Below are 18,647 nucleotides of genomic sequence, written 5' to 3'. Positions count from 1 at the left end.
CGATGACGACACTCGCCAGCGGTACCGACACGCTCACGCGTGACGCCCTGACGGTTCTCCAGCCCGGTTTCACCGGCACCACCGCCCCCGACTGGCTGCTGCGCCGGCTCGGCGAGGGCCTCGCCTCCGTCGGCCTGTTCGGCCGCAACATCGCCTCGCCCGGCCAACTGGCCGAGCTGACCGCACAACTGCGGGCCGAGCGCGACGACGTCCTGGTCGCGATCGACGAGGAAGGCGGTGACGTGACGCGCCTGGAGGTGCGGACCGGTTCCTCCTTCCCGGGCAACCACGCCCTCGGCGCGGTGGACGACGTGGAGCTGACGCGACAGGTCGCCCACGAACTGGGCCGCCGTCTCGCGGCCTGCGGCGTGAACCTCAACTGGGCCCCGTCCGCCGACGTGAACTCCGACCCGCGCAACCCGGTGATCGGTGTCCGCTCCTTCGGCGCCGACACCGGCCTGGCCGCCCGGCACACCGCCGCGTACGTGACGGGCCTGCAGTCGGCGGGAGTCGCCGCCTGCACCAAGCACTTCCCGGGCCACGGCGACACGGCTGTCGACTCCCACCACGCCCTGCCGCGCATCGACGTCCCCGCGGACGTGCTGACCGACCGTGAACTGACCCCGTTCCGCGCGGCCATCGCCGCCGGCAGCCGGGCCGTGATGAGCGCTCACATCCTGGTCCCGGCCCTGGACCCCGACCGCCCCGCCACCCTCTCCGGCCGCATCCTGACCGGCCTGCTGCGCGGCGAACTCGGCTACGACGGCCTCATCGTCACCGACGGCATGGAGATGCGGGCCATCGCGGGCACCTACGGCATCGAACGCGGCAGCGTCCTCGCCGTCGCCGCCGGTGCCGACGCGATCTGCGTGGGCGGTGGCCTGGCCGACGACGAGACCGTACGGCGTCTGCGCGATGCCCTGGTCACGGCCGTACGCACGGGCGAGCTGCCCGAGGAACGCCTGGCCGAGGCCGCGGACCGGGTCCGGGCGCTGGCCCGCTGGGCGAGCACGGCCGGTCACTCGCCCGACGAGACCCACGGCAGCGAGATCGGCCTGCACGCCGCCCGCCGCGCCCTCACGGTCACCGTCGCCCCGGGGCTGGGGAGCCCGGAGACCTTCGAGCCCCTCACCGAACCTCCCTACGTCGCCGCCCTCACCCCCGTCGCCAACATCGCCGTGGGTGACGAGACCCCCTGGGGCGTCGCCGCCGAACTCGTCCACCTCCTGCCGGGCACGGTGACGGGCAGCTACTCGGCGGAGGACGGCAAGGAGGGTGATGCCGGTGCCGGTGAGAGCGCCGGACGCGCGGCCCTCGAGGCAGCCGGTCCGCGCCGCATCGTCGCCGTCGTCCGCGACGAACACCGCCACCCCTGGATGGCCTCCGCCCTCGACACCCTGCTGGCGGCCCGCCCCGACACCATCGTGGTCGAAATGGGCGTCCCCCAGGCCGCACCCCGCGGCGCCCTGCACATCGCCACCCACGGCGCGGCCCGCGTCTGCGGCCGGGCGGCGGCCGAGGTGATCGCCGGGGTGTAAGCCTGTCGGGTTGCAGCTACTGGGTTGTAAAGCTACTTCCGAATGTAGTACTTCTTATACATGAGCGAGCAGGTTCACAACAGGCTGGCCGTGGTGCGCGCCGAACGGAAGGTGTCGCGGCAGAGCCTGGCCGAGGCAGTGGGAGCCCACTACCAGACCATCGGCTACATCGAGCGAGGGCAGTACAACCCGAGCCTCGACCTGGCACTGAGGATCTCGAAGTTCTTCGATCTGCCGGTCGAGGCCCTGTTCTCCCTCGAACCGTTCCGGCCGCTCACGGACGAGGTCTACGGGAGGAACCAGCCATGACGACGACACGCCTGACCCGCTACGACCGGAGCATGCTGCGGCTCATGAACGACCGCCGCGGCCAGGCCTGGTACGCCACGGCGGCACGCCGACGCCTGGCCGTCGCCGCACACATCACCCTCACCGTGGCCATCGGCGGACTGATGACCCACTTCTTCCTCGCCGAGGGCGAGCCGCTGTGGCCCGTCGCCGCGATGGCGGTACTGCTGCTTCCCTGGATGGTCGCGACCGGCGTCATCAACGGCGCCACCCGGGGCCTGCTGGAGCTGCGCGAACACGTGCTGGACGAGCGGCAGTCGGCGGAGCGCAGCCGCGTCCTGGCCCGGGCCCACCGCATGACGACCCTGCTCCTGGCCGCGGCGGCGATCGCCCTGCTGATCACGGGCGGTGTCGACGGCGACGCCCCGAAGGCCTACGCCGCACCCCTCCTCCTCGCCGTCCTCGTCGTCCACTGGGTCATGCCGTTGTGGGTGGCCGGCCTGCGGGCCCAGGACGAGCCGGCTGACGACGAGGCTCTGGATGCAGGGGCGCTCGGCCGCTAGATCCCCTGCCAGTCGGGCTTGTTGGCGTAGGTGTGCCGGAAGTAGTCCGCCAGCTTCAGCTTCGACGCGGCGGCCTCGTCGACCACGACGGTCGCATGCGGGTGGAGCTGGAGCGCGGACGCGGGGCACACCGCGGCGACCGGCCCTTCCACCGTCGCCGCGACCGCGTCCGCCTTGCCCTCGCCGGTGGCGAGCAGTACCAGGTGCCTGGCCTCCAGGATGGTGCCGATGCCCTGCGTGATCACGTGGTGCGGCACCTGGTCGATGTCGCCGTCGAAGAAACGGGCGTTGTCGATCCGGGTCTGCTCGGTCAGCGTCTTGATCCGCGTCCGCGACGCCAGCGACGAACACGGCTCGTTGAACCCGATGTGCCCGTCGGTCCCGATCCCGAGCAGCTGAAGATCCACACCACCGGCGTCGACGAGCGCCTTGTCGTACGCCTCGCACGCGCCCTGTACGTCCTCTGCCGTGCCGTCCGGACCCGTGAACTGGCCCATCCCGATGCCGAGCGGCTCCAGCACCTCACGCCGCAGCACCGAGCGGTACGACTCCGGATGGTCGGCGGGCAGCCCCACGTACTCGTCGAGCTGGGCTATCCGCGCCCGCGTGACGTCCACGGCACCGGAGCGCACCTTGGCCGCCAGTGCCTCGTACACGGGCAGCGGCGTCGAGCCGGTCGCCACGCCGAGCAGGGCGTCGGGCTTGCGCCGGAGCAGCTGGGCCATGGCCTCGGCGATGAGCTCGCCGCCCGCCTTGGCGTCCGGAACGATGACAACTTCCACGCTGGGCCTGCCGATCTGAGAGGGATGCTCAACTGGGACTGGACCCGGGAGGGGCCGTGTGGTTTAGACCAATCTAACAGAGCGGGGGCGCCGCTCCCAGGGTGAATGCAGCCGGTCCCACGCGGGCAGCCACCCGGTGCCGACCAGGTCTCCGGCAGGTGTACGGCACCGGCCCCGCGTGGGCGTTCCGCGGTGCGGGGGAGTGGAATGGGAGCTGCATCTGCCCGCGCCCCGGAAGGACCCCGCCATGACCGCCGCCGCCACACCTGACACCCTCAGTGAGCGCCCGGGCCGGGTCATGGCCCGGGAGATGGCGGAGCAGCCCGCCGTCCTGCGCCGGATCCTGGCCGACGGTGCCCCCGCCATCCGGGACGTGGCACGGCAGATCGCCGCCCGCGCTCCCCGCTTCGTCCTCCTGACCGCCCGCGGCACCTCCGACAACGCCGCCCTCTACGCCAAGTACCTCCTGGAGATCCGTCTCGGCCTGCCCTGCGGGCTCACCTCGATGTCCACCACCACGGCCTACGGCGCCCGGCCCGACCTCACGGGCGTCCTCGTCGTCACCGTCAGCCAGTCCGGCGGCTCTCCTGATCTGGTCGCCTCGACCCGGGCCGCCCGCGAGGCCGGCGCGATCACGCTCGCCGTCACCAACAACCCGGACTCACCGCTCGCCGGCGTCTCCGAGTACCACATCGACATCATGGCCGGACCGGAGAAGGCCCTCCCCGCGACCAAGACGTACACCGCCTCCCTTCTCGCGCTCTACCTGTTCGTCGAGGGCCTGCGCGGCGGCGACGGCGCGCCCGCGCACGTGCTGCCGGATCTCGCCGGGCAACTGCTCGCCCGGCAGGACGAGGTGCGCGCCCTCGCCGCCCGCTACCGCTTCGCCGAGCGCATGGTGATCACCTCGCGCGGCTACGGCTATCCCACGGCCAAGGAGGCCGCGCTCAAGCTGATGGAGACCAGCTACATCCCCGCCCTCTCGTACTCCGGCGCCGATCTGCTGCACGGGCCGCTCGCCATGGTCGACAACGTCTCCCCGGTCATCGCCGTCGTCACCGACGGCAAGGGCGGCGAGGCGCTTCAGCCGGTCCTCGACCGGCTGCGCGACCGCGGCGCCGACCTGGTCGTCATCGGTCCCCGGCATCAGGTCGAGCAGGCGTCGGCCGGCTTCGTCCTGCCGACGGACGACGTGGCCGAGGAGGTCCAGCCCGTCCTGGAGATCATTCCCCTCCAGCTCCTGGCCTACGAGGTCACCATCGCCCGCGGCCAGGACCCGGACGCGCCTCGGGCGCTGGCGAAGGTGACGGAGACCCGTTGACCGAGGGCGGGGCCGGGACCCCTCGGCTGTGCGCCGGCGGCCCCTACGTGAGCGAACCCCCCGTCACATCCACCCAGCTCCCCGTGACCCACCGCCCCCCGTCCGAGACCAGGAACGCCACCACGTCGGCGACTTCGGCCGGCTCGCCCACCCCGCCCAGCGCCGACAGCGCAGCGGCCTTCGCCCAGCCGTCGGCACTGCCGTGCAGCAGCTCGGCCGTGTTGTCGGTGTCTATGATGCCCGGCGCCACCGAGTTCACCGTGATGCCCCGAGGCCCCAGCACCTTGGACAGGTCCCGTGAGAGGACGTCCAGCGCGCCCTTCGTCATCGCGTACGCCATGTTGTCCGGCATCACCGCCGTCCGGGCCAGCCCCGACGAGATGTTGACGACCCGGCCGCCGTCCCGCAGTCGCGTCATGCCGTGCTTGAGGATGAACAACGGCGCCTTCACGTTCACCGCGAAGACCTTGTCGTACTCCCGCTCGTCCAGCTCCTGGATCGGCCGCGTGTTGCCGATCCCCGCGTTGTTCACCAGGATGTCCAGCCCGTCCGCGTGCCGGTCGAACTCCGCCCACAGCGCCTCGGCGTCCCCCGGCAGGCCCAGCTCCGCGCCCACCGCGAACGCCGAGCCGCCCGCCGCCTCGATCGCCGCGACCGTCTCCTTCGCCGCCGTCTCGTTCCTGCCGTAGTGCACCCCGACCCGCGCGCCGTCGCGCCCCAGCCGCTCGGCGATCCCTCGCCCGATGCCCCTGCTCGCCCCCGTGACGAGTGCCGTCCTGCCCGTGAGCACGCCCATGGCGGCGCCCCCTTCTCATTTACCTAGCGGTCGCTACATAAATGACCGTACCCCACGCCGGCGACATTTCTCTAGTGCCCGCTATAAAATGCACTCCATGGTGAACGACGACGGGACCGCGAGGGCCGAGAGGCACGGAACCGCGACGGGCGAGGACGGCGGAGCGATGACGGGCAAGGGCAGGGGGAGGCCCCGCGGCCGCCCCCGCTCCTTCGATCGCGAGACCGCCCTCGAGAAGGCGCTCCTGGCCTTCTGGGAGCACGGCTACGAGGCCACGTCCGTCTCCGACCTCACCCGCGTCATGGACATCGGCGCCCCCAGCCTCTACGCGGCCTTCGGCGACAAGCGGTCCCTGTTCGAGGAGGTGGTGCAGGTCTACGGCACGAGGTACGGCTCGTTCACCGACCGGGCCCTCGCCGAGGAGCCCACCGCCCGGGGCGCCGTCGAGCGCATGCTGCGCGAGGCCGCCACCGCGTACACGGAACCCGGCCACCCGCACGGCTGCCTCGTCGTCCACGCCGCCGCGAACTGCTCGACCCCCGAGGTCGAACAGTCGCTGCGGGACCGCCGCAACGCCAACATCGCCGCGTTCGAGAGCCGCATCAGAGCCGATGTGGCCGCCGGAGTGCTGCCCCCGGGTACCGACGCCGCCGCTCTGGCCCGTCACACCGGAGCGATGATCCAGGGCATGTCACAACAGGCGCGGGACGGGGCGAGCCGGGAGGAACTGGAGGCGGTCGCGGAAATTGCCATGTCCATCTGGCCCCGCACAGGAACCCACACGGGTTAGGCTGCGTGGAGGACGCCGGCGCGTCCGACCAGTCGGAGAACTAACAACAACGAACAGCCTCCAACGCATGGACACCAACGAGTGGTCTAGTCCACAATGCGTGATGAGAGCGCGTGTGCAGCGCGCACCAGCCTCCGCCTTCCCCGCACAGGAAGGCGGACAGAGGAACCGAGGCTCTCTGCCCTGACTGCCCCGGGTCCTCGTCCTTCGGCCGACCGGGACCGCACACCCCACGGCCGATACTGCTCCGGGCTGCGGTGCCGGGAGGGTTGAGGGTCCCTCTCAGGCGCCGCGGCCCGCGGGTGTTCCAGGAGCCCGTACCTGTCCGAGCCGGTACATTTCAGAGCCGTACAAACCCCCGGGTACGCTCGCTCACGTGCCCTCCATGAACGAACTCGTACGCCAGCACACCGCCCTCGACGACACCGATCTCGAGTGGCTCCACCTGCTGGTCTCGGAGTGGCAGCTGCTCTCCGACCTCTCCTTCGCCGACCTGGTGCTGTGGGTCCCCACCAGCGACGGCACGAGGTACGTGTCCGTCGCGCAGATGCGGCCCAACACCGGTCCGACGTCCTACCAGGACGACATGGTGGGCCACCTCGTCCCGCGTGGCCGCCGCCCGATGCTGGACGCCGCCCTCGACGAGGGCCGCATCGTGCGCGAAGGGGACCCCGAGTGGCGTGAAGAGGTCCCCGTCCGGGTCGAGTCGATCCCCGTACGGCGCGAGGGGCGCGTCCTCGGTGTCATCGCGCGCAACACCAACCTCCTCACCGTGCGCACCCCCAGCCGCCTGGAGCTCACCTATCTCCAGAGCGCCTCCGACCTCGCGCAGATGATCGCGGCCGGCTCCTTCCCCTTCGCGAACCAGCAGCTCGACATGGACGCCTCCCCCCGGGTGGGCGACGGCCTGATCCGGCTCGACGCCGACGGCATCGTCCAGTACGCCTCCCCGAACGCGCTGTCCGCCTACCACCGCCTCGGCCTCGCCTCCGACCTCGTCGGCCAGCACCTGGGCAAGACCACCGCCGAACTCGCCCCGACCCGGGGGCCGGTGGACGAGGCGCTCGCCAAGGTCGCCAGCGGCTGGGCACCGCGCGAGTTCGAGATCGAGGCCAGCGACGGGGTCATCCAGTTCCGCGCGATCCCCCTCAAACCCAAGGGCACCCGCATCGGCTCGCTGGTCCTGCTCCGTGACGTCACCGAACTCCGTCGCCGGGAACGCGAGTTGATCACCAAGGACGCGACGATCCGGGAGATCCACCACCGCGTCAAGAACAACCTGCAGACGGTGGCGGCGCTGCTCCGCCTCCAGGCCCGGCGCATCGAATCCGACCGTGGCCGCGAGGCCCTGGAGGAGGCGGTGCGGCGCGTCGGATCGATTGCGATCGTGCACGAGACGCTCTCCCAGAACCTGGACGAGCGCGTCGAGTTCGACGACATCGCCGACCGGGTCCTGGCCATGGTCGCGGAGATCTCCCCGGGCAAGGTCACCGGCCGGCGCACCGGCCGCTTCGGCATCCTCGACGCCGAGGTCGCCACTCCGCTGTCGATGGTGCTGACCGAGGTTCTTCAGAACGCGCTGGAGCACGGCTTCCGCGAGGGCGACACCGGCACGGTCGAGGTGTCGGCGGTCCGCGGCGGTACCTCCAAGGAGGCCCGCCTGCTGGTGACCGTCCAGGACGACGGCGTCGGCCTGCCGGAAGGCTTCGATCCGCAGACCGCGGGCAATCTCGGCCTCCAGATCGTACGGACGCTCGTGGAGGGCGAGTTGGGGGGAACCTTCGACATGGTCCCGGCCCCGGAGCGCGGCACCCGCGTGATCCTCGACATCCCGGTGCCGGCGCGGAAGTAGAAGCAGCAGCATCCGGGGCCCTCGGAAGCGACCCACAAAAGCATTGAGCCCCGGGCCAGTAAATGGCCCGGGGCTAAAGCTCGTTGCTGCTTAACTAAGCGCATCGGGGGAACTGCGCGCTGCGGCTCGGGGGCGGGAGATGCGTGCTCGCTGCACGCGCCGCCAAGCTCAGGCTGTCAGCAGGGGTGGGTTGTCAGGCGGAGGCCTGACGGGCCCGGTTGCGGGCGGCGCGGCGCTTCATGGCGCGGCGCTCGTCCTCGCTGAGACCACCCCAGACGCCGGAGTCCTGGCCGGACTCGAGCGCCCACTGCAGACACTGCTCGATCACCGGGCAGCGACGGCAGACGGCCTTGGCTTCCTCGATCTGCAGCAGCGCAGGACCGGTGTTGCCGATGGGGAAGAAGAGCTCGGGGTCTTCCTCGCGGCAAACGGCGTTGTGACGCCAGTCCATGGCTGCTACCTCTCCTTGGTATTACGTGCAGGTGCTTGTGAATGTGAACGCTTTCACGAATCCCTCAACAAGTGAAGGGCCGACCGCCAGGTTCCCTGGCGTGGGTCCTGTGAGTTGAAGAGGGGTTCTGGTGATCAGTGGAGGCCGGTGTTGCGGGCCGTCCCGATCGCCACGTAGAGACTCGCAAACCTCAGCGGCGGATACAACCCCTTCTGGAAAGTTTTTTTTGATTCTTCGGTGTCGACTAGGTCACAGCCGTACTTCCATGGGGTGGATCCTGGCCTAAACGTTCGAGTGAAAGGACTTTAGCCAGTTCTGCTCACACAATCACACGCAGTGCACGGCGTACGCCTGTGAACGTCACGCTTGTTCGCAGCCCCAGGTGGTCACCGTCCATCTGGAGGGGGAGTGGCACCTTCGAATGCAAGGTGAACTCGGTCAAATCGTGCAGAGAGGTCGCGTGCTTGCCGCGGGGTCCGCGCTCGGGGGACGAAGTGAGCAACTGGGTGCCATACCGGGCAACCGCCGCCGTGGACAGCCGGCTGAGGCCGAAGAGATCGAGTCCGGTATCGAACGAGGCCTTAGGCGCCGCGTAGATCGGGCGATTCCCCAGAAACGTCCACGGGGAGGTGTTCGAGACTATGGACAGCACCAGATCGGTGACCGGGTCCTCGCCGGGCTGCTCCAGCGTGATCGTCCCGTGCCGGCGGTTCGGTTCGCCGAGGAGCTGGCGCACGACCTGCCGGACGTAAAGAGCGTGTGTGGATTTCCGGCCGCGCTCGCGGTGCTGCTCCACCCGGCCGACCACACCGGCGTCGAAGCCGAGCCCCGCGTTGAAGGTGAACCAGCGGGAGGGCACCGCCTCGTCCTCCGTGCCCGGAGTGCCGGAGGTCAGGCCCAGGCCGACGGTGCGTTCGCTGCCGTCGCGCAGGGCGTCCAGCAGAGCCCCGGTTGCTTCCACCGCGTCGTTGGGCAGGCCCAGAGCGCGGGCGAAGACGTTGGTGGAGCCGCCCGGGACCACGGCGAGGCCGGGGAGGTGCCCCGGGTCGGGGCCGGCGTGCAGGAGGCCGTTGACCACCTCGTTGACCGTGCCGTCACCGCCGAGGGCCACCACCAGGTCTATGTCGTCGCTCTCCGCCGCGTGCCGGCCCAGGTCGCGCGCATGGCCGCGGTACTCGGTGGTGACCGCTTCCAGCTTCATCTCGCTGGCGAGCGCGTGGATCAGTACGTCGCGTGTGCGCGCACTTGTGGTGGTTGCCGCCGGATTGACCACGAGAAGTGCACGCATGACTGGCAGCGTACCTACTGGGTGGTACCTGGCCCAGACCGAGGTAGGGATCAGGTAAGAGAGCAGGGGTGAACCTCGCCATGAGGGGCGCGTACGGCCAGGGCTACCCTTCAGGGGTGAGCAGTGAGCAGACCCCCACCACCCCGGACATCACCGGCCCCCGTCCGCGGCGGCTGACGTACGCCGCGCTGCTGGCCGCACTGGAGGGGCTCGCGCTGGTCGTCGGCGGCGTCTGGATCCTCGTCCTCGGCCTCACGGGTCATCCGGACGACCGCCAGCAGGCCGTGACCGGGGGCATCACGCTCGTCGTGCTCGCTCTGCTGCCGCTGCTCGCCGCGCGCGGGCTGCTCGGCCGCCGCAGCTGGAGCCGCGGCCCGGCCGTCATCACCCAGCTCATGGCGCTGCCGGTGGCCTACAACCTGCTCCAGGCCGACAGCATGGCCATTCCGGCCGGGATCGCCCTCGCGGTCGTGGCCGTCGCGGCGCTCGTCCTGCTCGTGAACCCCGAGACGACCCGGGCCCTCGGGATCCGCGGGCCCGGCAACCCCGGCGCTACGGAGAAGTAGCCGTCACTCCTCGACGAGGAGCTTCTCCCGGAGCTGCGCCAGTGTGCGCGCCAGCAGCCGCGAGACGTGCATCTGCGAGATGCCGACCTCCTGCGCGATCTGCGACTGGGTCATGTTGCCGAAGAAGCGCAGCAGCAGGATCCGCTTCTCGCGCGGCGGGAGGTCCTCCAGCAGCGGCTTGAGGGACTCCCGGTACTCCACGCCCTCCAGCGCCTCGTCCTCCGCGCCGAGGGTGTCCGCGACCGCCGGTGACTCGTCGTCGGTGTCGGGGACGTCCAGGGACAGTGTGGAGTACGCGTTGGCGGACTCCAGGCCCTCCAGGACCTCCTCCTCCGAGATCGCGAGCTTCTCGGCGAGCTCGTGGACCGTGGGGGAGCGGCCGTGCAGCTGCGAGAGCTCGGCCGTGGCCGTGGTCAGTGACAGGCGCAGCTCCTGGAGGCGGCGCGGGACGCGCACCGCCCAGCCCTTGTCGCGGAAGTGCCGCTTGATCTCGCCGACGACCGTCGGGGTCGCGTACGTGGAGAACTCCACGCCGCGGTCCGGGTCGAAGCGGTCGACCGACTTGATCAGCCCGATCGTGGCGACCTGGGTCAGGTCGTCCAGCGGCTCACCGCGGTTGCGGAAGCGCCGCGCGAGATGCTCCACGAGCGGCAGGTGCATGCGGACCAGCTGGTTGCGCAGCTCCGCGTACTCGGGGCTGCCGGGGCTCAGGGTGCGCAGTTTGAGGAACATGTCGCGCGCCCCGCTGCGGTCCGGGGAGCCGTGCTGCGCACCCTGTGTGTGGTGCGCGCGCGGCGCTGCGTCCTCGGAGTGTCGCTCGTGCTCGCTCATCGTCCCGCCCGTCGCCCTTCCCCGAGCCCTCGCCTCCTCCTCCACTCCCGGCTTCACGCGAGTGGGGGGACCCCCCTGGGCAGGAGATGCCGCGATCCCTCCGCCCGGAGGCGCGCTCCGCACGGCCCCGTCCGGGTCCCGCCGCTCGCCGCCCGGGACGACGGCCCTCGCGGAGTCGTCCTCGGGATGCGGGCGGGCCTGCTCGGGGATGCCGTCGATGCCGTCCGCCATGCGCCGGGTGCCGCCGGGCGCCGTGCCCGGGGCCGTGCCCTCGGCCGGCAGCTCTCGTGTGCCGCGCTCTTCGTCCCGCACCGGCCCGTCCTCGTTCCTCACGCCGGCCCGGGTCCCGCGCCGCGCTGTTTGTAGAGGCTGATCGAAACGGTTTTGTCCTTGTCCACGGCGGAGGAGACCTTGCCCGCGAGAGCGGACAGGACCGTCCAGGCGAAGGTGTCCCGCGAGGGGGCATGACCATCCGTGGTCGGCGCCGAGACAGTGACCTCGAGCGAGTCGTCGACGAGGCGGAAGACACAGCTGAGTACGGAGCCGGGCACGGCCTGCTGGAGCAGGATCGCGCAGGCTTCGTCCACCGCGATGCGCAGGTCCTCGATCTCGTCGAGGGTGAAGTCCAAACGGGCCGCGAGACCGGCCGTGGCCGTACGCAGCACCGACAGGTAGGCACCCGCGGCCGGCAGCCGGACTTCCACGAAGTCCTGGGTCGCGGGCTCGCCTGCGATCTGGGACACCCTCACCTCCATGGTGGTACAAGCGTTTCAGGGCCGAGGGTCGCCCCCCGGGGTAACGCGATACGTGGTTCAGCGGTGACGCTATCGCGCTCTCAACGGTCCTGTCCCCGGGACCCCAACCCCTTGCCGTCACTCACAGTAAACCTGTGGATACGCTCCGTGTCTAGGGGGTTGGCGGGCCCAAAAGGGAAGAGCGCGCGCCGGGTTGACGTACCCAGACGTCAGACGGTCGAACCGTCCGGCGCCGGGGTCCTGTCGAGTCACACCAGGACATGATCGACGAAGCACCAGCGCCAGGTCTCCCCGGGCTCATGGGTCCGCATCACGGGATGCCCGGACTCCTTGTGGTGCCCCGCCGCGTGCCGCCCCGGCGAGGAGTCACAGCAGCCGACGTGACCGCAGCTCAGGCACAGCCGCAGTTGCACCGGATCCATGCCCTCCGCCAGGCACTCCGGACACGTCTCGCTGAGCGGGACGGGTTCGGGGTGCGGCAGCGCGTCGGCGTGCGTGCACTGTTTCATGATTGCCAGGTTACGACGGTCGCGCAGAAGACCGCGTGGAAAAAAGAGGGCGGGCGAGAACGATGGACGTGATGCCACTGCTGTTGCTGGTGGCGGGCAGTGCCGCGATCGCCGCGGTGGCCAGGCGCACACCGGTTCCCGCGCCGCTGCTGCTGGTGGCGGTCGGGCTGGCGGTCAGTTCCGTCCCCGGCGTGCCGGACTACACCCTCGACCCGCATGTCGTCCTGCCGCTCCTCCTGCCCCCGCTGTTGCACACGGCCGCCACCGACAGCTCCTACCTCGACCTGCGGGCGCAGCTGCGGCCGGTCGCGCTGCTGTCCGTCGGGTACGTGCTCTTCGCGACCTTCGTCGTCGGCTGGGCCCTCTACCTGCTCGTGCCGGACCTGCCGCTGACCGCGGCCCTGGTCTTCGGGGCGGTGGTGGCGCCGCCGGACGCGGTCGCGGCGACGGCCGTGGCCCGCCGGGTCGGGCTCCCGTCGCGGATCACCACGATCCTCCAGGGCGAGTCCCTGCTCAACGACGCCACCGCGATCACCGCCTACCGGGTGGCCCTCGCCGCCGCCGTCGGCGAGGGCGCGACCTGGGCCGGTGGCATAGGCGAGTTCCTGCTCGCGGCGGTCGGCGGTGTCGTGGCCGGGCTCGTGCTGATGGCGCCGATCCACTGGCTGCGCACGCACGTGAAGGAGGCGCTGTTCCAGAACACGCTCTCCCTTCTGACCCCGTTCGTCGCGTACGCCGTCGCCGAGCAGGTGCACGCCTCCGGCGTCCTCGCGGTCGTGGTCGTCGCGCTCTACCTGGGACACCGCGCGTGGGAGGTCGACTTCGCCACGCGGCTCCAGGAGGAGGCGGTGTGGAAGATGGTCGCCTTCGTCCTGGAGTCGGCGGTGTTCGCGCTGATCGGACTCCAGCTGCCGGTGGTGCTGAGGGGCCTCGGGGAGTACGAGGGGGCCCTGGCCGCCTGGTACGCGGTCGCCGTCTTCCTGGTGGTCGTCGCGGCCCGGTTCGTGTGGGTGTACCCGGCGACCTTCCTGCCGCGGCTGCTGTCGGCCCGGATCCGGGAGCGGGAGGCGAATCCGACCTGGAGGGGGCCGTTCGTGATCGCGTGGGCCGGTATGCGGGGCGTGGTCTCGCTGGCCATCGCCTTCTCGATCCCGCTCACCCTGCACGACGGCGAGGAGCCCTTCCCGCACCGCAACCTCATTCTCTTCCTGACCTTCACGACGGTCATCGGGACGCTGGTCGTGCAGGGCCTCACCCTGCCCCCGCTGATCCGTCTCCTGAAGTTCCCCGGGCGGGACGCACAGGCCGAGACGCTGGCCGAGGCCAACGCCCAGGCCCAGGCCTCCCGGGCCGCCGAGCGGCGCCTGGACGAACTCCTCACCGACGAGCGCAACGCCCTGCCCGCTCCGCTCGCCGACCGGCTGCGCATCGTCCTGGAGCGCCGCCGCAACGCCGTCTGGGAACGGCTCGGGCAGGCCAACCCGGTGACGGGGGAGTCCGTCGACGACACGTACCGGCGGTTGTCCCGGGAGATGATCAGCGCCGAGCGTGAGGTGTTCGTCAAGCTCCGGGACGCGCGGTACATCGACGACGAGATGCTGCGGACGCTGCTGCGCAGGCTGGACCTGGAGGAGGCGGCTGCCTTCCGGGAGACGGCGTAGGGGAGGGGCGGACGGCACGGACACGCTGCCGGGCGTCAGGGGAGGGGCGGCGGGAGTGACGGGAAGGGCGGCGGCGTCGCCGGACCGGCGAGCGTCACGGGAAAGGCCGGCCGGTGATCACAGCCGTCACCGTCGTCCCGCGCGGGAAGGCGCCTTCGCCGGCCAGGGCGACGAGTCCGTACAGCAGTTTCGCGACATAGAGGCGTTCGACGGGTAGTCCATGACGCTGCTCGAAGTCCGCGGCGAAGGCGTCGAGCTCGTCGGGCACGCGCGCATAGCCGCCGAAGTGGAAGCGGTCGTCGAGGCTCCAGGTGCCGCGCGGGCCGCCGAAGGCCTGCTGCTGCAAGGAGGCGACGTCGGTGGTCAGGAAGCCGCCCTTGAGGACCGGGACACCGAGGGCACGCTGTCCGGGGGCGAGTCCCGCCGCCAGCCCTGCCAGCGTGCCACCGGTGCCGCAGGCCACGGCGACGACATCGCCCTGGTCGTGCAGCTCGGCGCCGAGTGCCCGGCAGCCCCGTACCGCCTGTGCGTTGCTGCCGCCCTCGGGGACGACGTACGCCTCCGCGGCGTCCACCGCGCGCAGGATCGCGGCCAGGGTCCGCGGCTCGGACTTGCGGCGGTACGCAGCCCTGTCGACGAAGTGCAGCCGCATGCCGTCGGCCGCACAGCGGGTCAGCGAGGGGTTGAGGGGCCGGCCGGCCAGCTCCTCGCCGCGTACGACTCCGATCGTGGGGATGCCGAGCAGCCGGCCGGCCGCGGCCGTGGCACGCAGGTGGTTGGAGTAGGCGCCCCCGAAGGTGACGACGGTACGGCCGGCCGCGGCCGTGAGATTCGGCGCCAGCTTGCGCCACTTGTTGCCGATCAGCTCCGGGTGGATCAGGTCGTCCCGCTTCAGCACCAGCCGGACGCCGTGACGCTCGAACCGGCTGTCCACGACCTCCTGCACCGGCGAGGGCAGCCGGGGGTGCAGTGCGGCGAGTCCGGGGACGTCGGGGCTGGTCACCGGGTCATTGTCCCCCGGGAGTGAGGGAGGGGGACCCGGGGCTGACGCCTTCCCGCGGATCCGGCCCGGGCTGCGGCCGCCCGGACCGGCGGCGGTCGCGTACGAGGCCGATGAGTGAGGGGCCGCCCCGAAGGCACCAGAGGGCGATCACCGGGTCGCAGATGGCGCAGCCCAGAGAGGAGGTGTGGGCGAAGGGGATGATCGGATTGCCCTTGATGTGGTGGACGATGTCCCACGCCGTGTGCAGCAGCCAGCCGATGCCGATCCACGTCCACGACTCCAGACCGCGGAACGCGACGTAGGTGAGCAGCGCGGTGAAGAGGAACTCCCAGCCGCCCGTGCCGCCGCCGCTGAGGTACGCCGCTCCCGCGCCGCCGACCATGACCGCGTTCAGGCGCCGCCGGTGCGGCTCGCGGACGAGGGACATCAACAGGGCGTAGAGGATGCCGATGCCGATCGGCGCGACGTACTGCATGGATGGGCCGTTTCTGGAGTCGGTGGAAGGAACGGATCACCACGCTAGGTCCGGTTCCGCACGCTCCCCAGCGGCATTACCGACAGGTTCCCACGGGTTGTCGCCAGCGGTCCGGGGCCGGCCGTGCCTCCCGTGACCGGGCGGGAATTCGCGCCCCCTGCCCAGTCGTACGATGATCCATTCCCCCTCTTTCGGGTAATAGCACCACGCCACGGTGTGAGGAAGGCTTGGGCGCGCACATCGATGCCCGAGGCATATGGGCGTCGGTCACAACCGGGAGGGCAGTTCTCTATGTCGGTAGGCGAAGAGGTCCGCACGGAGCAGACCAAGCCGCAGCAGAGTCTCGGCACGGCGGCCGCGCGGAACCTGGCCACCACGACCAAGTCCGTGCCGCAGATGCAGGAGATCAGCTCCCGCTGGCTGCTGCGCATGCTGCCCTGGGTCGACATCCAGGGTGGTACGTACCGGGTGAACCGGCGATTGACGTTCGCCGTGGGCGACGGTCGGCTGACGTTCGTGAAGACCGGCGACCGCGTCGAGGTCATCCCCGCTGAGCTGGGTGAACTGCCCGCGCTGCGGTCGTACGAGGACGAGGAGGTGCTCTTCGAGATCGCCCGGCGCTGCGAGCAGCGGGAGATCGCCGCGGGCGAGGTGATCGCCTCGTTCGGCAGCCCGTCCGACGAGGTGTACCTGCTCGCGCACGGCCGTGTGGAGAAGGTCGGCACGGGCCCGTACGGGGACGAGGAGTCCCTCGGAGTCCTCGCCGACGGCGCCTACTTCGGTGACGACGCGCTGCTGAACGAGGACGCGATCTGGGAGTACACGGCCCGCGCGCTCACCACCTGCACCGTCCTGGTCCTGCCCCGCGCGGAGTTCGCGCAGATCGCCGAGCGCTCGGACACGCTGCGCGAACACCTCCAGCAGCGCCGCTCGATCCCCTCGCAGCGCTCCAACAAGTACGGCGAGAAGGAGATCGACCTCGCCGCCGGCCACTCCGGCGAGCCGGACATCCCGCACACCTTCGTCGACTACGAGGCCCGGCCCCGTGAGTACGAACTGAGCGTCGCCCAGACCGTCCTGCGCATCCACACGCGCGTGGCCGACCTCTACAACCAGCCCATGAACCAGACCGAGCAGCAGATCCGGCTGACGGTCGAGGCGCTGAAGGAGCGCCAGGAGCACGAGCTCATCAACAACCGCGACTTCGGTCTCCTGCACAACTGCGAATACGACCAGCGGATCCAGCCGCACGACGGCGTGCCCAGCCCGGACGACCTGGACGAACTGCTCAGCAGGCGCCGCGGCACCAAACTGCTCCTCGCCCACCCGCGCGCGATCGCCGCGATCGGCCGCGAGCTCAACAAGCGAGGGCTCGTCCCCGAGACCATCGACATGGCCGGCAACCGCATCCCCACCTGGCGCGGCGTGCCGATCTACCCGTGCAACAAGATCCCGGTGACCCCGGAGCGGACGACGTCGATCATCGCCATGCGTACCGGCGAGGCCGACCAGGGCGTCATCGGCCTGCGGGCCTCCGGCATCCCGGACGAGATCGAGCCGAGCCTGTCGGTGCGCTTCATGGGCATCAACGAACAGGCCATCATCAAGTACCTGGTCACGGCCTACTACTCGGCCGCGGTGCTGGTACCGGACGCGCTCGGCGTCCTGGAGAACGTCGAGATCGGCCGCTGGCGGTGACGCATCCGGTACGCCGGCCGTGTCCGCGCCCGGCAGGGCGGGTACACCCTCGGGGTACGCGCCCAGCGGCAGCGGAAGGGCCACCGTCCACTCACTCTCCGAGGCGGTTCCATGGGTGAGTCCCTTACGGATCTCGGGACGGAGACGACGCTGCCCACTCCCGGTGGGCAGCGCGGTACCGAGCCCGGGCGTGCGGCCGGGGCGCCGGAAAGGCGGGGGCTCATCGGGACACAGCGCGACGGCCGGCCGGGACCGGCCGAGGTCCACGAGGCGGTCACGCTCCTGGAGCGGGCCCGGACGGAGGTCGACCCGGTCCTGCGGGACGCCCTCGGCTCGCTGCCCGGGCCGATGCGCCGGATCGCGCTCTACCACTTCGGCTGGGAGCAGGCGGACGGCACACCGGCCGAGGGCGGCTCCGGCAAGGCGATCCGGCCCGCGCTCGTCCTCGCCGCAGCGGCCGCCCTCGGCGGACCCGAGGCACGGGCCGCGGCGGTCCGGGCGGCCGCGGCGGTGGAGCTGGTCCACAACTTCACGTTGCTGCACGACGACGTGATGGACCGGGACACCACCCGCCGGCACCGGCCCACCGCGTGGACCGTGTTCGGCGACCCCGACGCGATCCTCGCCGGGGACGCCCTCCAGGCGCTGGCCATGCGGCTGCTCGCCGAGGACCCGCATCCGGCGAGCCGGGCCGCCACCGCCCGGCTCGCGGACTGCGTCGTCGAACTGTGCGCGGGACAGCACGCGGACACGGCCATGGAGCGGCGCGGTCCCGACGAGGTCACGCTCGACGAGGTGCTCGCCATGGCGGAGGCCAAGACGGGCGCACTGCTGGGGACCGCCTGCGCGATCGGCGGGATGTACGCGGGCGCCGGGGACGCGGACGTGGCGGCGCTGGACGCGTTCGGCCGGGAGGCCGGGCTCGCCTTCCAGCTCATCGACGACGTCATCGGCATATGGGGCGACCCGCGCCGCACCGGCAAGCCCGTCGGCGCGGACCTGGCCGCCCGCAAGAAGTCCCTGCCGGTCGTGGCGGCCTTCGCCTCCGGCACGCCGGCGGCCGCGGAACTCGCCGAACTGTACGCACGACCCAGCGAGAAGGAGGACCTCGACCACATCGCCCTGACCGTGGAGCGGGCGGGCGGCCGTGACTGGGCGCAGAACCAGGCGGCCGACCGGATGGCTCTGGCGATGCAGCAACTGGCCCGCGCGGTGCCGGACCCGGAGGCGGCGGGCGGTCTGCTGGCCCTCGCCGAGTTCGTGACACGGCGCAGCAGTTGACGGCCGACGGTGCGGAAATCGGCCGTCGGCAACGGCCGGCGGTGCGGCCACGGGCCCTCGGCGGCACCTGACGGACCTTCGGGTGACCGAAGGGCAGGACCCCGGAGCGCCGGGGCCGTGCGGCTCCTGACTCCGTACGGTCCCGCGCCTCCGGACAGGCGGGCCCCGCACTGCCCCACGGTGTGCGGGGCCCGCCCTC

19 protein-coding genes are annotated in these 18,647 nt (G+C 71.3%); 10 read left to right on the top strand and 9 right to left on the bottom strand.

The features are described 5' to 3' along the window. Window positions 1-2 precede the first annotated feature (2 nt). From GTY47_RS21275 to GTY47_RS21265, 3 genes are read left to right on the top strand one after another with little or no spacing between them, the layout of a single operon-like run. Complete coding sequence (locus tag GTY47_RS21275; protein WP_010047562.1) at window positions 3-1,538, top strand: glycoside hydrolase family 3 protein; 1,536 nt, start codon at window positions 3-5, stop codon at window positions 1,536-1,538. A 60-nt stretch (window positions 1,539-1,598) separates the two neighbouring features. Beyond that, a complete protein-coding gene (locus tag GTY47_RS21270; protein WP_010047561.1) occupies window positions 1,599-1,847 on the top strand; it encodes a helix-turn-helix transcriptional regulator in 249 nt (82 codons plus the stop codon). After that, entirely contained in the window at window positions 1,844-2,389 is a 546-nt protein-coding gene (locus GTY47_RS21265; protein ID WP_010047560.1) for a hypothetical protein, read from the top strand. The genes GTY47_RS21270 and GTY47_RS21265 overlap by 4 nt, the downstream gene beginning before the upstream one ends. On the opposite strand, the gene nagB is transcribed toward GTY47_RS21265, so the two are convergent. After that, window positions 2,386-3,171: a glucosamine-6-phosphate deaminase gene (nagB, locus tag GTY47_RS21260; RefSeq protein ID WP_010047558.1), complete on the bottom strand. Its 786-nt coding sequence runs from the start codon at window positions 3,169-3,171 to the stop codon at window positions 2,386-2,388. The two genes, GTY47_RS21265 and nagB, sit on opposite strands and share 4 nt — an antisense overlap. Window positions 3,172-3,418: 247 nt before the next feature. On the opposite strand from nagB, the gene GTY47_RS21255 reads away from it, so the two are divergent. Then, window positions 3,419-4,492 carry an SIS domain-containing protein gene (locus GTY47_RS21255; RefSeq protein WP_010047555.1) on the top strand — a complete coding sequence of 358 codons (1,074 nt, stop codon included), beginning with the start codon at window positions 3,419-3,421 and terminating at the stop codon, window positions 4,490-4,492. Between the two features lie 43 nt (window positions 4,493-4,535). On the opposite strand, the gene GTY47_RS21250 is transcribed toward GTY47_RS21255, so the two are convergent. Further along, window positions 4,536-5,288: an SDR family oxidoreductase gene (locus tag GTY47_RS21250; RefSeq protein ID WP_010047553.1), complete on the bottom strand. Its 753-nt coding sequence runs from the start codon at window positions 5,286-5,288 to the stop codon at window positions 4,536-4,538. Window positions 5,289-5,454: 166 nt separating this feature from the next. Between GTY47_RS21250 and GTY47_RS21245 the strand changes: the two genes are divergently transcribed. Next, on the top strand, window positions 5,455-6,078 hold the full coding sequence (locus GTY47_RS21245) for a TetR/AcrR family transcriptional regulator (protein ID WP_029181719.1): 624 nt from the start codon (window positions 5,455-5,457) through the stop codon (window positions 6,076-6,078). A 385-nt stretch (window positions 6,079-6,463) separates the two neighbouring features. Next, a complete protein-coding gene (locus GTY47_RS21240) occupies window positions 6,464-7,930 on the top strand; it encodes a PAS domain-containing sensor histidine kinase (RefSeq protein ID WP_010047549.1) in 1,467 nt (488 codons plus the stop codon). 193 nt (window positions 7,931-8,123) lie between these two features. On the opposite strand, the gene GTY47_RS21235 is transcribed toward GTY47_RS21240, so the two are convergent. Both GTY47_RS21235 and GTY47_RS21230 read right to left on the bottom strand, forming a co-directional pair. Then, window positions 8,124-8,381, bottom strand: coding sequence for a WhiB family transcriptional regulator (locus GTY47_RS21235; protein ID WP_003992873.1), 258 nt, complete (start codon window positions 8,379-8,381; stop codon window positions 8,124-8,126). A gap of 319 nt (window positions 8,382-8,700) precedes the next feature. Continuing rightward, the gene (locus GTY47_RS21230) at window positions 8,701-9,669 is read right to left on the bottom strand and encodes a diacylglycerol kinase family protein (protein ID WP_010047534.1); all 969 of its coding nucleotides are present in this window, start codon (window positions 9,667-9,669) and stop codon (window positions 8,701-8,703) included. 116 nt (window positions 9,670-9,785) lie between these two features. Here GTY47_RS21230 and GTY47_RS21225 point away from each other — a divergent pair, with 116 nt between their 5' ends. Then, a complete protein-coding gene (locus GTY47_RS21225; RefSeq protein WP_029181718.1) occupies window positions 9,786-10,235 on the top strand; it encodes a hypothetical protein in 450 nt (149 codons plus the stop codon). Between the two features lie 3 nt (window positions 10,236-10,238). Here the strand turns inward: GTY47_RS21225 and GTY47_RS21220 are convergent, their stop codons facing one another. From GTY47_RS21220 to GTY47_RS21210, 3 genes are all read right to left on the bottom strand, one after another. After that, entirely contained in the window at window positions 10,239-11,378 is a 1,140-nt protein-coding gene (locus tag GTY47_RS21220) for an RNA polymerase sigma factor SigF (RefSeq protein ID WP_010047529.1), read from the bottom strand. A gap of 17 nt (window positions 11,379-11,395) precedes the next feature. Next, window positions 11,396-11,809, bottom strand: coding sequence for a hypothetical protein (locus GTY47_RS21215; RefSeq protein ID WP_003992877.1), 414 nt, complete (start codon window positions 11,807-11,809; stop codon window positions 11,396-11,398). A gap of 260 nt (window positions 11,810-12,069) precedes the next feature. Then, complete coding sequence (locus tag GTY47_RS21210) at window positions 12,070-12,330, bottom strand: UBP-type zinc finger domain-containing protein (RefSeq protein WP_010047527.1); 261 nt, start codon at window positions 12,328-12,330, stop codon at window positions 12,070-12,072. A 62-nt stretch (window positions 12,331-12,392) separates the two neighbouring features. Between GTY47_RS21210 and GTY47_RS21205 the strand changes: the two genes are divergently transcribed. Further along, window positions 12,393-13,991, top strand: a complete 1,599-nt coding sequence (locus tag GTY47_RS21205; protein ID WP_010047525.1) for a Na+/H+ antiporter — start codon at window positions 12,393-12,395, stop codon at window positions 13,989-13,991. Between the two features lie 94 nt (window positions 13,992-14,085). Here the strand turns inward: GTY47_RS21205 and GTY47_RS21200 are convergent, their stop codons facing one another. Beyond that, window positions 14,086-14,994: a pyridoxal-phosphate dependent enzyme gene (locus GTY47_RS21200; protein ID WP_010047522.1), complete on the bottom strand. Its 909-nt coding sequence runs from the start codon at window positions 14,992-14,994 to the stop codon at window positions 14,086-14,088. Between the two features lie 4 nt (window positions 14,995-14,998). Then, on the bottom strand, window positions 14,999-15,469 hold the full coding sequence (locus tag GTY47_RS21195) for a DUF6010 family protein (protein ID WP_010047519.1): 471 nt from the start codon (window positions 15,467-15,469) through the stop codon (window positions 14,999-15,001). Window positions 15,470-15,760: 291 nt separating this feature from the next. Here GTY47_RS21195 and GTY47_RS21190 point away from each other — a divergent pair, with 291 nt between their 5' ends. Further along, complete coding sequence (locus tag GTY47_RS21190) at window positions 15,761-17,167, top strand: family 2B encapsulin nanocompartment shell protein (RefSeq protein ID WP_010047518.1); 1,407 nt, start codon at window positions 15,761-15,763, stop codon at window positions 17,165-17,167. Between the two features lie 111 nt (window positions 17,168-17,278). Beyond that, complete coding sequence (locus tag GTY47_RS21185) at window positions 17,279-18,448, top strand: family 2 encapsulin nanocompartment cargo protein polyprenyl transferase (protein ID WP_010047517.1); 1,170 nt, start codon at window positions 17,279-17,281, stop codon at window positions 18,446-18,448. The last annotated feature ends 199 nt before the right edge of the window (window positions 18,449-18,647 follow it).

The organism is Streptomyces sp. SID5464 (genome assembly GCF_009862985.1).
GTDB classification, from domain to species: Bacteria; Actinomycetota; Actinomycetes; order Streptomycetales; family Streptomycetaceae; genus Streptomyces; species Streptomyces chartreusis_D.
Note: the sequence above shows the minus strand (reverse complement) of the source record. Positions and strands in the feature narration are given on the sequence as shown.